15 protein-coding genes and 1 tRNA gene are annotated in these 15,051 nt (G+C 61.1%); 8 read left to right on the top strand and 8 right to left on the bottom strand.

Annotated elements, in window-relative coordinates; all coding sequences use genetic code 11:
• Positions 1–382 (top strand): hypothetical protein (locus tag VLJ37_01570; GenBank protein HSA58357.1); only part of this gene is annotated, 382 nt, incomplete at its 5' end.
• 90 nt (positions 383–472) lie between these two features.
• A complete protein-coding gene (locus VLJ37_01565; GenBank protein ID HSA58356.1) occupies positions 473–2,338 on the top strand; it encodes a beta-propeller domain-containing protein in 1,866 nt (621 codons plus the stop codon).
• Here the strand turns inward: VLJ37_01565 and cysS are convergent.
• From cysS to VLJ37_01545, 4 genes are all read right to left on the bottom strand, one after another.
• Complete coding sequence (cysS, locus tag VLJ37_01560; protein ID HSA58355.1) at positions 2,335–3,762, bottom strand: cysteine--tRNA ligase; 1,428 nt, start codon at positions 3,760–3,762, stop codon at positions 2,335–2,337. The two genes, VLJ37_01565 and cysS, sit on opposite strands and share 4 nt — an antisense overlap.
• Positions 3,753–4,223: a 2-C-methyl-D-erythritol 2,4-cyclodiphosphate synthase gene (gene ispF / locus VLJ37_01555; GenBank protein HSA58354.1), complete on the bottom strand. Its 471-nt coding sequence runs from the start codon at positions 4,221–4,223 to the stop codon at positions 3,753–3,755. The genes cysS and ispF overlap by 10 nt, the downstream gene beginning before the upstream one ends.
• A 1-nt stretch (position 4,224) precedes the next feature.
• Positions 4,225–4,899, bottom strand: coding sequence for a 2-C-methyl-D-erythritol 4-phosphate cytidylyltransferase (ispD, locus tag VLJ37_01550; GenBank protein ID HSA58353.1), 675 nt, complete (start codon positions 4,897–4,899; stop codon positions 4,225–4,227).
• A 64-nt stretch (positions 4,900–4,963) separates the two neighbouring features.
• Positions 4,964–5,449: a CarD family transcriptional regulator gene (locus VLJ37_01545; protein HSA58352.1), complete on the bottom strand. Its 486-nt coding sequence runs from the start codon at positions 5,447–5,449 to the stop codon at positions 4,964–4,966.
• A gap of 149 nt (positions 5,450–5,598) precedes the next feature.
• Between VLJ37_01545 and VLJ37_01540 the strand changes: the two genes are divergently transcribed.
• A tRNA-Phe gene (locus VLJ37_01540) sits at positions 5,599–5,671 on the top strand.
• Positions 5,672–5,807: 136 nt separating this feature from the next.
• The gene (locus VLJ37_01535) at positions 5,808–7,238 is read left to right on the top strand and encodes a S8 family peptidase (GenBank protein HSA58351.1); all 1,431 of its coding nucleotides are present in this window, start codon (positions 5,808–5,810) and stop codon (positions 7,236–7,238) included.
• A gap of 61 nt (positions 7,239–7,299) precedes the next feature.
• Here the strand turns inward: VLJ37_01535 and VLJ37_01530 are convergent, their stop codons facing one another.
• From VLJ37_01530 to VLJ37_01520, 3 genes are all read right to left on the bottom strand, one after another.
• Positions 7,300–7,629 carry a helix-hairpin-helix domain-containing protein gene (locus VLJ37_01530; protein ID HSA58350.1) on the bottom strand — a complete coding sequence of 110 codons (330 nt, stop codon included), beginning with the start codon at positions 7,627–7,629 and terminating at the stop codon, positions 7,300–7,302.
• Positions 7,630–7,637: 8 nt separating this feature from the next.
• Positions 7,638–7,856, bottom strand: coding sequence for a hypothetical protein (locus tag VLJ37_01525; GenBank protein HSA58349.1), 219 nt, complete (start codon positions 7,854–7,856; stop codon positions 7,638–7,640).
• A gap of 122 nt (positions 7,857–7,978) precedes the next feature.
• Positions 7,979–8,950 (bottom strand): polyprenyl synthetase family protein, encoded by a 972-nt coding sequence (locus VLJ37_01520; GenBank protein ID HSA58348.1) that lies wholly within the window; start codon positions 8,948–8,950, stop codon positions 7,979–7,981.
• A gap of 187 nt (positions 8,951–9,137) precedes the next feature.
• On the opposite strand from VLJ37_01520, the gene VLJ37_01515 reads away from it, so the two are divergent.
• Both VLJ37_01515 and glpK read left to right on the top strand, forming a co-directional pair.
• Entirely contained in the window at positions 9,138–9,860 is a 723-nt protein-coding gene (locus VLJ37_01515; protein HSA58347.1) for an alpha/beta fold hydrolase, read from the top strand.
• 11 nt (positions 9,861–9,871) lie between these two features.
• Positions 9,872–11,335, top strand: a complete 1,464-nt coding sequence (gene glpK, locus VLJ37_01510) for a glycerol kinase GlpK (protein HSA58346.1) — start codon at positions 9,872–9,874, stop codon at positions 11,333–11,335.
• On the opposite strand, the gene VLJ37_01505 is transcribed toward glpK, so the two are convergent.
• On the bottom strand, positions 11,332–12,015 hold the full coding sequence (locus tag VLJ37_01505) for an SCP2 sterol-binding domain-containing protein (protein HSA58345.1): 684 nt from the start codon (positions 12,013–12,015) through the stop codon (positions 11,332–11,334). The genes glpK and VLJ37_01505 overlap by 4 nt on opposite strands.
• Positions 12,016–12,242: 227 nt before the next feature.
• On the opposite strand from VLJ37_01505, the gene VLJ37_01500 reads away from it, so the two are divergent.
• Together VLJ37_01500 and ilvD are read left to right on the top strand one after the other, a co-directional pair.
• Positions 12,243–13,253 (top strand): hypothetical protein, encoded by a 1,011-nt coding sequence (locus tag VLJ37_01500; GenBank protein HSA58344.1) that lies wholly within the window; start codon positions 12,243–12,245, stop codon positions 13,251–13,253.
• 46 nt (positions 13,254–13,299) lie between these two features.
• A complete protein-coding gene (gene ilvD / locus VLJ37_01495; GenBank protein ID HSA58343.1) occupies positions 13,300–14,979 on the top strand; it encodes a dihydroxy-acid dehydratase in 1,680 nt (559 codons plus the stop codon).
• The last annotated feature ends 72 nt before the right edge of the window (positions 14,980–15,051 follow it).

Here is a 15,051-nt window from a genome sequence, read left to right as displayed (position 1 = left end):
AGCTTCGGACATCGTCGTCGACGATCTCATTTCCGCCCTCTGCAGCAAGATCATTCTCTGCGGGGTGCCCACGACGACCGACACCTGTTTCAACGCCCTGAACGGGCCGGACGGCGACCGGATGACGGACGAATTCGGACTTGCCGAGGGCGCGTTGACCGTCACGCAGCTTCGCGCGGCCCTGAATGCCGGAGAGATCCTTGCCGATTCCTCGCAAGTTTCGCCTTGCGAGACGGCCATCGGATCGGCCGACTGCACGGATGTCGGCGCGAATGTTTCCTCCGGTGATTTTTCCGGCACGGAGAATTTCATTCCGGTGACCTGCGCGGCGATTTTCGCCGTCAGTGACTCCGGCGCCGCACCCTCCAGCGAGTGTCCGTAGTTGTATTCCAAGGAATACGAAAAGGCGCCTCTCCGCGTGGACCTTCTTGACGCTTCGTCCGATACTCGGCGCAGAAACATGGAGGCCCGTATGACCAAATCCCTCGCAACCATCTTCGCAGCCGTCCTCGCCGCACTCGCCGCCGGAGGTTGTAGTTCCAACAGCGGCCCGGGCGGCAAGCCCGGGGTGAAGACCACCGTTGCCGGCCTGACGGCCTTTGAGAGCTGCGAGGCGCTGGGGGACTTTCTCGAATCGAAGTCCGGCGCCAATGAAGTTCCCGCCGGCGGAGGGACGGGTGGCGCCGAGTCGGATGGCACGTTCGGGCAACCGGCGGCGGCGCCCGCGGACGAGGCGGTCACGGTCGAGGAGGCGGACATCGTCAAGCAGGAGGGGAACCGCCTCTACGCCATGACCGCGTTCGGGAAACTATTCGCTTACGACGTCTCGAATCCTGCGGTCCCTCACCGGATCGGCGAGGCGACGCCGGCGATCTATCCCATCGAAATGTACGTCTCTGGAACGGGGGGAACCAAGGTCGCGGTCATCGGCGTCCCCGTCGTCCCCGCCGGAGGAGATGGCACGGTTTCCTCGGATTCCCCGTATTATTATGAGCCGGTCACTCGCGTCACGGTTTACGACTTCGCCGATGCCTCCGCGCCCACGGTCGCGCGCCAGTTCGATTTCAAGGGGAGCTACGGCGATTCGCGCAAGGTGGGCGGGGCGCTCTATCTGGCCCTGCAGCGGTGGATTTCGGAGGGCCCCGTTCCCTTGAAGGACCAGTTGGACGACCGCGACCCGTGCGACCAGGTCTACGTGCCCGAGGAGATCGACGGCGATTTCTCATCCTTCATCACGTGGGACGTCATTGGCATCAACCTGAACGCCCTGGCCTCCGATCCGAACCAGGTGTCCGTGGTCGGATCCTGGGGGTCGACCATCACCGCGACGCCCGACCATTTCTACCTGACCAATCATTTCTACGAGAACAACGAGACCGGCGTTTATCTCTTCGACCTCGACCCCGCGACGGCCGGTGTGGCGCCGCGGGCGACCGCGCGGGTGCCCGGCTCGATCGTCAACCAGTTCTCGATGGATGAGACAGACGGCGTCTTCCGGATCGTCTCGACGAACCGGGCGGCCTGGATCTGGGGTTGGGCGGAGGGCGGAGTCGTAGGCGTCGCGGCCCCGGCTCTGGACGCCGTCCCTCCTCCTCCTCCGACGACGACAAACTACCTGACGACCTTCCGGGCGGGCGATGGCTCCCTGGCGCAGTTGGGGCAGATCGATTCGATCGTTCCGAACGAATCCGTCACCGCGGCGCGCTTCTTGGGCGACCGGGCCTTCGTCACGACCTTTGTCGCCACCGATCCTCTCGTGACGATCGACGTTTCGGATCCGGCGTCGCCGCGGGTCGTGGGCGAACTTCACCTGCCCGGCCGGACCGATTACCTCCAGGCCTGGGGCGCAGACCGTTTGATCGCGATCGGTTCCGCGGACGGTTGGAGTGGCGTGGTGTTGAACCTCTTCAACATCGCGGACCTCGCGAATCCGCAGCTCGTCGAGCAGGAGACGATCCCGAACTCCTACTACTCGGAGGCCCAGTACGAGCACCTGGCCTTCTCATTCTTCGAGGATCAAGACATCCTGGCCGTCCCCGTCGGAACGAACACCGGTTCCGAGCTGGATGTCTACTTGGTCAACCGCGACACGGGATTTACGCGTCTGGGCGCCGTCCATCACGACGACCTGGGCGACTTCGGCGGCTACTCGCCCGCGATGCGCCGCTCGCTGGAAATCGGCGGCCTTCTGTATTCGGTTTCGGAGGCGGGACTCAAGGTGAACGGCTTCTCGGCGCTCACGACGGACCTCTTCGAGGAGATGTTCCCGGGCTTTACGCCGCCCATCTACGGCTGCGACTGCGCAGGAGACGTTTGTGCGTGTCCCGTACCTCTCTAGCCTTTGATCTCCCAAGAGGTGGTTCCGTCAGGGTTGTCCTTGATCCGGACGCCCTTGGAGGAGAGTTCGTCCCGGATCGCATCGGAACGCTTGAAGTCCTTGGCCTTGCGGGCGGCCTTTCGGTCCTCGATGAGCTTGAGGATCTCTTCCTCGGAAATGGCGGCCGTCTTGAGGCCGATCTTCTTCTGGCGCTCCAAGAACTCCTTCGGTTGCGAACCAAAGAGCCCCGTCGTCTCCGCAATTTTTCGAAGTTCGCTCCAGAGAGACGCCTTGGCGTCGACCGATGGTTTCTTTCCCTGATCCAGAAACTTGTTGAGCTCGCGAACCGTATCGAAGAGGCGTCCCAAGACGACCGTGGTGTTGAAATCGTCGTCCATCCCCTCGCGAAGGATCTCATCGGCTTCCAGGATCGGGCCGGCGTCGGGTCCTTCCGGCGCGTCGTAAAAGCGGGCGAGGGTTTCATAGACGCGCGCGAGCGCTTCCCGGGCATTCGTCATGGCATCTTCGGTGAAGTCCAGGGGAGAGGCGTAGTGGGCGGAGAGTAGAAAATAGCGCACGACCTCCGGGTCCCACTGCTCCAAGATCGCCGGGATCGACCGGAAATTCCCGAGTGACTTGCTCATCTTCTCCGCGTTGATGTTCACGAAACCATTGTGGATCCAAAAGCGGGCGAAGGGATCTTTGCCGGTGGCGCCTTCGGACTGAGCGATCTCGTTCTCGTGGTGGGGGAAGGCCAGATCCCGTCCGCCGCCGTGGATGTCGAATTGTTCGCCCAGAATCTTCATGCTCATCGCGCTGCACTCAATGTGCCAGCCCGGCCGCCCCTTGCCCCAGGGAGAGTCCCAGGACGGCTCTCCCGGCTTGGCGCCCTTCCACAGCGCGAAGTCGAGGGGGTCTTCCTTCTTTTCGTCGACCTCGATGCGAGCGCCGGCCTCCAGTTCGTCCAACCTCTTGCCAGAGAGCCTGCCATAACCGCCGAACTTGCGGACCCGATAGAGGACGTCGGCCCCGGAGACGTAGGCGAGCCCGCGGTCCATGAGCCTTTGGATCAGCTCCGTCATGGCCGGGATATTCTCGGTGCAGAGCGGTTCTTGAGACGGGGTCTGGACGCCCAGTTTCTCCATAGCGGCCTGATAGGACGCGATGTATTTTTTGGAAATATCGGACCACTTCTGCCCCGTCTCGTTCGCGCGCTTGATGATCTTGTCGTCGACGTCCGTGTAGTTGCGGACGTAGGTGACCTCGTAACCCGCATATTTGAGGTAGCGAAAAATGACGTCGAAGACGACGGCCGCGCGGGCATGCCCCAGGTGGCATTCGTCATAGGGTGTGATGCCGCAGACGTACATCTTGACCTTGCCGGGCGTGAGGGGCTGAAACTCTTCTTTCTTGTGCGCGAGGACGTTGTAGATTTTTAGGGACATAACAGAACGACAACATGGGCGGCGACAGCCTCGCCCCGGCCGACGGCGTCCATGCCTTCTCCGCGTTTTGCCTTCAGGTTGATTCGATCGACGGAAATTCCCAGAAGCGTGGCAATGTTGTCCGTCATCGCCCGCATGTGCGGGACGAGCTTTGGAGCCTCCAAGAGAAGGTTGACGTCGATGTTTTCGACCTTCAGCTTGTTTTCTTCGAGAAGACGCCGGGCCTCCTTGAGAAAGACGGCCGAGTCGGCGTCCTTCCACTGGGGGTCGCTGTCGGGAAAATGACGCCCGATGTCGCCCAGGCCCAAGGCTCCCAAGATGGCGTCGGTCAGGGCGTGATTGAGGCAGTCGCCGTCGGAATGGCCTTTGGGCCCCTTGTCGAGGGGGAGTAGAACGCCGCCCAAGATGAATCTTCGACCCGTCACCAGCGGATGAATGTCGTAACCCAGTCCGACGCGCATATTACCTCAGTTTCAAAAAGGCCTCGGCGATGGCGAGGTCTTCGGGCGTGGTGATCTTAATATTATAAGGGCTCCCCGTCACGACTTTTACCTTCGCGCCGATCCGTTCGACCAGCATCGCTTCGTCGGTCCCCAAGAATCCATCCCGGGCGGATTGTTCGACCGCCCGGCGGAAAATCTCATGGCGGAAGGCCTGCGGCGTTTGAACGCTCCAAAGGCCGTTCCGGTCGACGGTGTCGACGACGAAGCCGTCGGGATCGGTGCGTTTCGTCGTCTCCTTGACGGGAAGGGCCGCGATACAGCCTCCGCATTCCACGGCTCCGTCGATCGTCCGTTGAATGATCTCCGGCGTGACGAGAGGGCGCACGCCGTCATGAACCACGACGATGTCGCAGACCCCCGCCGTTTCAAATCCCAAACGGACCGAATCCTGCCTCTCTTTTCCGCCGGGCACGACTTTCAGGACCTTCCTCAGGCCGAATTGGGTTGCCAGGCTTCGCACGGCCTCCACTTCGGTTTCCGGCGACGCGACGCAGACGACCTGAACGGAGGGTGTTTCCTCGAAGGCCCGAAGGGTATGGACGAGAACGGGCGTTCCGGCCAGTTCGAGGAACTGCTTCTTGGCGCCGAAGCGCTTGCCGAGACCCGCGGCGGGGATGATCGCGAAGGTTTTCATGCAAATAAAAAGGGCCTGACTCTTTTACGAGTCAGGCCCTCAGTAGTTCAAGGTCGAATTTCGCTTAGGACTTGAAGATCTTCTGGATCTCCTTGAGGACGTCTTCCTCCCCGAGGCCCTGGGCGATCGCCAGTTCCTTGACGAGAAGCGTGCGGGCGGTGTCCAGCATCTTGCGCTCGCCGAAGGAGAGCTCCTTCTCGAACTTGAGGAGGGACAGGTCGCGGAGGACTTCGGCGATCTCGTAGACCGAACCGCTCTTGATCTTGTCCATGTACTCCCGGTAGCGGCGGTTCCAGGTCTGGTTGTCGACCGTGATGTCGCGCTCCTGGAGGATTTCGTAGACTTCCTCCACCTGGTCCTCCCCGATGATCTCGCGCAAGCCCACCGACTTAACGTTCTGCGTCGGAACCATGATCGTCATCCCGTTGTCCAGAATGCGCAGGATGTAAAAGGTCTGTTTGTTCCCGGAAATTTCGCGGGTCTCGATCGCCTTGACCTCACCGACTCCGTGAGCGGGGTAGACGGCCTTGTCGCCGGGCTTGAATTGCATCATGTGGGGGCCTCCTCAGTGAAACCGAATATGAAAATTAGTCGAGCCGTATATCACGATTGACGCATATGGTCAAAAAGTTTTTCCCTCGTTGACACTCTGCGGCAGCTTGTAATACCTCTGCCGTTCCTAAATTCCTGAGCATTACCGGCCAGGTAGCTCAGTCGGTAGAGCGGCAGACTGAAAATCTGCGCGTCGGGGGTTCGATTCCCTCCCTGGCCACAACCGCCAAAAAGAAAAGGGGATCCGAGCCCGGATCCCCCATCCAAGACAGCGCACGCTGCATAAGATTTCTCGGTTCAGGGGCGGATTTGTTGCTCCCTTTTTTTGCCGTTTTTTCGTCTCAAAAGCACAACATTTGACGTACCCGGCCGACAAGGCCCAAGTGCAGCATAAGACTTCTCTACCCTTCGCCTCCCTGGTCCTAGCGTCCCTGACATGCCTGACGGCGGGTCCTCTGAACGCCTCCAGCATCGTCAAGTTGGCGCCCTTGGAGTCTTCCGCAGCCGCCCTTTCCATCGCCTCGGCGGAGGACCTGCCCGAGGGGTGGAAATACCTCCCCGCCCTTGACCTCTATATCGTCGACGAACGGGGCCGCGATCACTTGAACGCCCTCGACGCGGACGGCTCGGTGGAAGAGCGGGAAGAAGACGCCGACATCCAGCTTGAGACCCTTCCGAACGACCCGATGGCCGATTCCCAGGGATGGATCGAAGGCTTTCACGTCGATATCGGCGCCCAAGAGGCCTGGGAGGTCACGACGGGCAGCAAGTCAGTCGTCGTCGCGGTCATCGACACCGGAATTTCCGCCAATCACCCCGATTTGATTCCCAACCTCTGGATCAACGAGGGCGAGATCCCCGGCAACGGCAGGGACGATGACGGGAACGGCTACGTGGACGACGTGCATGGTTTTGATTTCTGGGGCGATGAGGGCGACGTCACGGACGAGAACGGTCATGGAAGCCATTTGGCTGGCATCATCGGCGCCGCGGGCAACGACGGCTTCGGCGTCGCCGGAATCAATTGGAACGTCCGGATTCTGCCGCTCAAATTCACGGACGCGGCCGGCACCGGCTCGAGCGCACTTGCCATCGAGGCGATCGACTACGCAATCCAAAACGGCGCGCGCGTCATCAACGCGAGCTGGACGCTCAAGCTGGACGGCGTGAAGGGGAGCGGATGGGAGAGCAGCAATCTCCTCCGCCAGGCGATCGACAAGGCCGGCGAGGCGGGCATCCTCTTCGTGACCGCGGCGGGCAACCAGTTCAAGACGTATCAAGGGCTCGACATCGATTCCCAGCCCGTCTACCCGGCGAGTTTCGACACGGACAATATGATGACCGTCGCCGCGTTGGATTCCGAGGGCGCTCTGGCGGCCTATTCCAACTACGGACCGGTCACGGTCGATATCGCGGCACCGGGAAGCGGCATCTATTCGACCGGCGCCAACGGGCAATACGTTGTGATGAGCGGCACCTCCATTGCCACGGCCTTTGTCTCCGGCGCTGCGGCCCTGATCCTTTCGGTGGCCCCGGATCTGGACTGGTATCAGGTAAAGTCGATCTTGGTGGATTCCGTCGAAGGGGAGGCCTCCCTCAACGGCAAGATCGCGTCTCAGGGATATCTCAACCTCGCCAATGCGCTTGTGGCCGCGACGGGAGAAGCGATCCCGGCCCCGGCGCCTTCGGTTTCGCCGACGGTTGACGGTGCCTCTTCCGCGTTTTCCCCGTCTCCCTCGCGAGCCTTCGCGTTTCCAGCGGGCGGGTGCAGCCTGATCCAGGAATAAAAAAGCCCCCGAGAGAGGGGGCTCTCCCAGGGGCTTTCTCAACGAACTCAACTGGCAACAGCTATCGAACCGTCGCGGCCGACGCCGTCGGCTTTGCGGCGGCGGGAGCCGAACCGTCCACCGTCACGTGCGGTTGGAGTTTTTCGAGCATCTTGGGGCCGATGCCCTTGACTTCCGTCAGCTCCGACACGGCCTTGAATGGATGGGCCTGGCGGTAGGTCACGATCGCGTCGGCCTTGGACTTGCCGATGCCGGGAAGCTGCATCAGTTCTTCGGCGGAGGCCGTGTTGAGGTTGATGCTGTGGTCCGGGGCCTTCTTTCCGCCGGAGGCGGACGCGATCAAGGGCACGAGGACGGTGAGGACGGCCAGGAACGAGAATAGCTTTTTCATAACATCTCCTATGATTCGGACGGTTGTTGGGTTTTTTGAGGGAATGCCTTCCGGTCGCGGATCTGCAGTCGGCCGTTCAAAGGAATCGCGTCCAGGACGACGTTGATCGAATTGTCCCGATTGACGAATCCGATGCCGACCTTGGTCCAGCGGTCCTTCCCCTCCGGCGTGTTCTGCGGACGATCCACGATGGTGAAGACGTCCTTCAATGTGATCGATTCTTTCATACGATCTCCTACGATTGTTTTGGCCCCCCGCGGTGAGACCGACAGGCGTAGGAGCAAGACGCGTGCCAGGGTTTTTCAAGCGTGGCGGACGGGAAAGGGGTTCGGAAAATCGGACGGGGGCGTTACTGTTTCCGGTCGATCACGTACGAGGCCAGCGCGAGGAGGGCCTCTTTTTCCATGCTGGGCTTGAAAGGGTGGAGGGCGTCCTTGGCCTTTTGGACGTAGGAACGTGCGAAGTTCAAGGTGTTCTCGATGCCACCGTAGCGGTTGATGATGCCGATGACGTCCCGGAGACGGGCGTCGTCCAGGTTTTCGGCGATGAGCACGTCCTTGATATGGCGCCTCTCGTCGTTGCTGCAATGCCGGAGGGCGGTGATCAGGGGGAGCGTGAGTTTCCCCTCGCGCAGGTCGGTGCCTTGCGTTTTGCCGAAATCGTCGTCGGAGACGTAGTCCAGCACGTCGTCGGCCAACTGGAACGCCACGCCGAGGCTCCGTCCGTATTCGCCCAGGGCCGCGACGTACTCCTCCGAGACGTTCCCCAAAATGCCGCCGATGGCGCAGGCCGTGGCCATGAGGACGGCCGTCTTGTCGGTGACGATCTTGAGGTAATCCTCCTCGCTCGTGCCGAGATCGTTTGACTTGGCGATCTCCAAAATTTCGCCTTCGGTGGTGGAGAGCATGGCCTTGGTGACCAAGTGAATGATCTTCAAATTGCCCGTCCCAACGAGGAGCGCCGAGGCCTGGCAGTAGAAAAAGTCTCCCACGAGGACGGCGACCTGGTTGCCCCACTTGTTGTTGGCCGAAGACTTGCCGCGGCGGAGCTTGGCATTGTCGATGACGTCGTCGTGCATGAGCGTCGCCGTGTGAAAGAACTCCATGGCCGCGGCGCAGTCGGTCACCTTCGGCCCCGAGGCGCCCGCGAGCCGCGAGGAAAAGAGACAGAGCATGGGGCGAAGCCTCTTGCCGCCGTTTTTGATGACGTACTCGGCGATGGAGGTGACGTAGGCCACCGTCGAGGCCGTATGACGCTGGATGACGGCCTCCACGTCGGCCAGGTCCTTCTTGATCGGCAGACAGATTTCCTCGAGATGCACGTTTCAGAACCTCCAATACATCACAATGCCCTGAATCGCACCCGTAGGGTGCGGTGGCGGACTTAGCTTTTCCGATGAATTCTTGTCAAAAGCTATTAATCAGGCCAATGCCTGATTAATACTGGTCAGATTGGTTAAATGAATTTCATGGTCTGACCTGTAATTCCCGGCTATTCTCCCGCCCACCATGCCTCGCGGCGTCCTACTCATTCACGGCTTTACGGCCACGCCCGCCTGTCTGGATTCGTTGCGCCGGCCCCTCGAGGAAACGGGTTTCCTCGTCGAGGCGCCGCTCCTGGCCGGTCACGGGACGAGCGCCCGGGACCTCCGCCGGACGACCTGGCGCCAGTGGTACCAGGGCGTTCTCGCGGCGTATGGGGCGCTGGAGAAGAAGACGGACGATGTGTGCGTGGCCGGCCAATCCCTCGGGGGATTGCTTGCCTTGAAGCTTGCCTCCGAACGCCGCGTCCGGCGCCTGGCCCTGCTCGCGACCCCGATTCTCTTCGAGGGATTTGTTCTCAACCGGCTGTTGCCGTTCATCGCAACGTCGCCGCTCCGGCACCTGTACGCCTATCAACCGAAGCTTCTGGGGCCCGCCATCGGCGATCCGGAAGGGCGGAAGGTGTTCGAGAGCTACTTTTGGATGCCGGTCGCGGGCGTGATGGAGATCTTGCGCCTTCAAGATGACGTACGCCCGCGGCTTGGGTCCGTGACGGCTCCGGCCTTGATCGTCCATTCCCCGCGTGATACCACCGCGCCCTATGCGAGTGTGGCGTATTTGGAAAAACATCTCGGTTCGAAGACGGTTCGGACCGTCACGCTCGAGAGATCCAATCACGTATTGACCCTGGATTACGAGAAGGACCTCGTCGCGCGCGAGGTCATCAATTTCTTCGGAGGCACAAGGTGAAAGACATCGTCATGGCGATCGACCAGGGAACGACGGGGACGACGGTCCTCCTGGTCGACCGCGACATCAACATCCTCGCCAAGGTCAACAACGAGTTTCCCCAACACTACCCCCAGCCCGGCTGGGTCGAGCACGATCCGGAGGAGATCTGGGCGAGCACGGTGAAAACGATCGAAGAGGCCGTCCGCGCCGCGGACGTCGATCCCGGCCGCATCGCGGCGATCGGCATCACCAACCAGCGGGAGACGACGGTCGTGTGGGACCGCACGACGGGCCAGCCCATCCACAAGGCCATCGTCTGGCAGGACCGCCGCACCGCGCCCCTCTGCGAAAAACTCAAGAAGAGGAAGCTGGAGCCCAAGATCAAGGGCAAGACGGGATTGGTGCTCGACGCCTATTTCTCCGGGACGAAGATCGCCTGGTTGTTGGACCACGTCCCCGGCGCCCGCCAGCGCGCGACGAATGGGGAGCTCGCCTTCGGCACGATCGACACGTTTCTGACCTGGAGGCTCACCGGCGGCAAGGTGCACGTGACGGACGTCTCCAACGCCTCGCGGACACTCCTGATGAACCTGAAGACGCTCGAATGGGACAGGGAATTGCTCCAGATCTTCCGCATCCCCGCGTCGATCCTGCCGCTCATTCAATCGTCCTCCGAGGTCTACGGCCACACCTCCGGCGTCGACGGGCTCCCGGACGGAATCCCCGTGGCGGGGATCGCGGGCGACCAACAGGCGGCACTCTTCGGCCAGGCCTGCTTCTCGGCGGGAGAGGCCAAGTGCACCTACGGGACGGGCTCTTTTCTCGTGATGAACACGGGCAAGAAGATCGTTCACTCGAAGTTCGGGATGTTGACGACCGTGGCGTGGAAGCTCAACGGGCAGGTTTCCTACGCCATCGAAGGCAGCGCCTTCATCGCGGGCGCGGCCGTCCAGTGGCTCCGGGACGGGCTCAAGATCATTCACAGATCTTCGGAGATTGAGGCTCTCGCCTCAACCGTCGCCGATTCGGCCGGGGTTGTGTTCGTCCCGGCCTTTGTCGGGCTGGGCGCCCCGCATTGGAACCCCGACGCGCGCGGGACGATCTCCGGGCTGACCCGTGGGACGACCGCCGCCCACATCGCCCGCGCTTGCCTCGAGGGCATCGCCTTCCTGCAAAAAGACATCGTGGACGCGATGCAGAAGGACGTGGGGATGAAGCTCAAGGTCTTGAGGGTCGACGGCGGGGCCTGCGTCAACAACTTGCTGATGCAGTTCCAATCGGACATCTTAGGCGTCAAGCTCGTGCGTCCCAAGATGATCGAGACGACGGGCCTGGGCGCCGCCTTCCTGGCAGGGCTTGCGGTCGGCCTCTGGAAGGACGAGAAGGAGATTTCGTCGCATTGGAGGGAAGACAAGACCTTCCTGCCGCTCATGCCGAAGAAGCAGGTGGCCTTTCAGTTCGAACGCTGGAACGCGGCGGTGAAGAGGGCCTAGGTCATGCGTCCTTTCAGGAGACTTGCCAGTCTCTTGGCCAAGTTCCAGTTTCCCTGAAAAGAGGGTTTGTCGAAGACATACGAGAGGGGATCCAAGTCGCCCGAGAACGCCTTTCGGGCGGCGGACTCCGAGAGGGAGATGGTGCAGTCGGGCGTCACGCCGGGCATGGCGCGATCGATGATCCCATCGGGGAATTTAACGAACCAGGTTTCGCTGGAACCTCCCTCACCCTCGATGTTGATTTTGAAGGTTCCCTGGAGTGACGCGAAGTCCCCGGCGTGATCCTTCAGGAGTTTTGGAAGTCGTTGAGTGAAGAAGTTTTCGGGCGTCGCCGTATCCGGAGACTTGCCGTAGAGGAGGGCGGACCCGCTTTCCAGCAGACGGGTTGCGGACGGATCCATATAAATCTCTTCGTATCGTTTGACGCCTGGACGAAACAAATCCCAGAAGGAGGACTTCAACGACGCACGTGCATGATCCGCGCTTTCATACATGACGATGCGGGCGCCGCGCGCGAGCTCGACCGGTCCGTCGTAATCGTCGCGGATCTTGCGGATCAGTTCCCGGACGAGCTTTTTCCGGTCGCGGGCGTCCAACTCGCCCGTGAAGTCGTCGTCGGACGATTCCACCGTGACTTGGGTCCCGTCGCTGAGCTTGATGCTGGCGCCTCGAATGCCCATGGCTGAGTCTATTTGCAAGCGATGAGCCAAATATAAGTAGTTGATATCATTTATTGATTTAACAAGTCCGATCGTCGATGGTTACAGAATAAACACAAGATGTAACTGTTTGGATTTCTTTGTGACCATCCTTGTGGGCAAACAACTTGTCATGACTGCGGCCGATAAGGGAAATGACGCGGGACGATGCCGTTATGAATCCTATCCAAAGAGCGACTTTTTTGCCGATGACGGCCCTTCTCTTCGAAGGGTTAGCGACGGATTCGACCTCAATCGCCGGATCTTCCGTGATTGGCCCATCCCCCTGGTTCACGGCCAATGAGAGGCATCGTCCGTTCCTGATGGGAGCGAGACAGGGGCTGGCCGCCTCGCTCTTGTCCGAGGATCTCCGGAAAACCGTCGGGGGGGCCCTCGATGCCGCCCGCCTGGGAGCGATTCCCGCGGGAAGGGCTGCGGATTTTCTTTGGCAGACGCTCGCCCTGGACTTTTTCACGGCCGTTCCCGGCTCTTCCGTCGGTTACGACGCCCAAGACGGGATCCTCGAATTTCGCTGCCGAGCCACGTTCCTGAAGTCTCCGACGATTTTCTTCTCGGACCGCCTTCAAGCGATCGGGAGATTCCTGAACCTTCCGTACGCCCTCTATGAGGAAGCGCGGGACGAGGCAACCGTACGTATTCCAACCCTCGGTTTTCTCGAGGGCGAAGCCAACCGTCTTGGGAGGATGGCCTCCTTCGGCGCCGGCGGGAGTGCGGAATGGAGCTATGCGCTCGGAGAAATGCCCCGGGACGACTTCAATCGTGAGCACTTGGAGGGGCGTCAGGCGATCGCCTTGCCGACGGATCTCATCTACCTGTCGCATGCGGGGTGTCTGGTGCATCCATTCATCTTCGCCAAGCATGACGTCTACCACGCCGTCCTCGTAGCGACGCTCCCGGTGCCGCTCCGGACCATGGCGGCCGGCCTCTACGAGGCGGTTCGAGGCTTGCCGCCGGAGTTGAGGGGACTTCCCTTCGTCGATCCCATGATGGATTTTCTGTCCGACAAGGAATTGCCAAGAGGCGCGACCGATGACCTTGTCACAGGCGCCTTTTTCTACGTGCGCGACGACATCCGGCAAAATCAGGCCTCCGATCTCCATCGCCGGTTTCTCGCGGAGGTCCATGCCGCGTGGGAACCCTTTGTCCATGAGTCGCGCCGCGCTTATGTCGCCGCTTATCTGAAAAACCTCCTTTCTTGATTTCCGTCCGGAATTGGGCAAAGTTCCGCCGCGGGAGGTCTTCATCGTGACACGCAAGCTCAACGCCTTCAGCGCCCGTATCACGGAGGACCGCGATCAGCCGGCCTCCCAGGCCATGCTCTACGCCCTGGGCCTTAAGGAAGAAGACCTGCACAAGCCCTTCATCGGCATCGCCTCCACCGGCTACGACGGCAACCCCTGCAACATGCACCTAAACGAACTCGCGAAGATCGCGAAGCAGAGTTGTAAAGACGCGGGATTGGTCGGTCTCGTCTTTCATGCGATCGGCGTCTCCGACGGCATCTCGATGGGCACCGACGGGATGAACTATTCGTTGCAGAGCCGCGAGATCATCGCGGATTCCATCGAGACCGTCATGAACGCCCATTGGTACGACGCGAATATCTCCGTCGTCGGCTGCGACAAGAACATGCCGGGGTCGGTCATCGCCATGGGGCGCATCAACCGCCCCAGCATCATGATTTACGGCGGAACGATCCAGCCCGGCCATTACAAGGACAAGACCCTCGACATCGTCAGCGCCTTCGAGGCGCTCGGCCAGTTCGTGGGAGGCAAGATCGACGAGAAAGAGTTCAAGGGCGTCCTGCAGAACGCCTGCCCGGGGGCGGGCGCCTGCGGGGGGATGTACACGGCGAACACGATGGCCTCGGCGATCGAGACGCTCGGAATGTCGCTGCCCTACAGCTCCTCTCACCCGGCCGTTCACAAGGGCAAGCTCGAGGAATGCAAAAACGTGGGCGCGGCGATCCGAAATCTCTTGGAAAGGGACATCAAGCCGCGGGACATCATGACGCGGAAGGCCTTCGAGAACGCGATGACGATCGTCATGGCCCTCGGCGGATCCACCAACGCGGTCTTGCATTTGATCGCCATGGCCAAGGCCGTGGGGGTCAAGCTCGTCATCGACGACTTCCAAAGGATCAGCGACAAGGTGCCCTTCCTTGCCGACCTCAAGCCGTCCGGAAAGTACGTGATGGAGGACCTCTGCAACGTCGGCGGGGTGCCGGCGGTTCAGAAGCTGCTGCTCAAGGCGGGACTTCTGCACGGCGATTGTCTCACCATCACCGGCAAGACCTTGGCCGAGAATTTGGAATCGTTGCCGGGGCTCTCCTCGGGCCAAAAGGTGATCGCCCCGCTCTCGGACCCCATCAAAAAGTCCGGCCACATCCAGATCCTCTACGGCAACCTCGCCAGGGGCGGGGCCGTCGCGAAGATCACGGGCAAGGAAGGTCTTTCGTTCACCGGAAAGGCCAAGGTCTTCGACAGCGAGGAGGACGCGATCGCCGCGTTGGAAGCCAAGAAAATTCGGAAGGGCGAGGTCATCGTCATCCGCTACGAAGGCCCCAAGGGCGGGCCGGGGATGAGCGAGATGCTGAAGGTGACCGCCGTCGTTATGGGACTGGGTCTCGGCAAGGACGTGGCCCTCATCACCGACGGGCGGTTTTCGGGCGGGACGCACGGTTTCGTCGTCGGCCACGTCACGCCGGAGGCCCAGGAGGGCGGCGTCATCGCAATTTTGCAGGATGGGGACGAGATCACCATCGACGCCGAAAAGCGTGTTCTCACTGTGAACGCCCCGGAGGCCGTGATTTCCGAGCGTTTGAAGACCTGGAAGGCGCCGCCGTTCAAGGCGGCGAAAGGGACCTTGAGAAAATTCATCAAAAACGTATCTTCGGCGTCTGAAGGCTGTACGACGGACGACTAGCTACCACGACGAGCCGTAGCGAGCGCTGTCCCGCGGGAAACGGGGCTAGCTTCGCGGCATAAAGGGGGAACC

It is taken from the genome of bacterium, from assembly GCA_035454885.1.
Taxonomy (GTDB): Bacteria; UBA10199; UBA10199; order JACPAL01.
The sequence above is the reverse complement of the archived record's forward strand: the minus strand, read 5'-3'. Positions and strand labels throughout refer to the sequence as shown.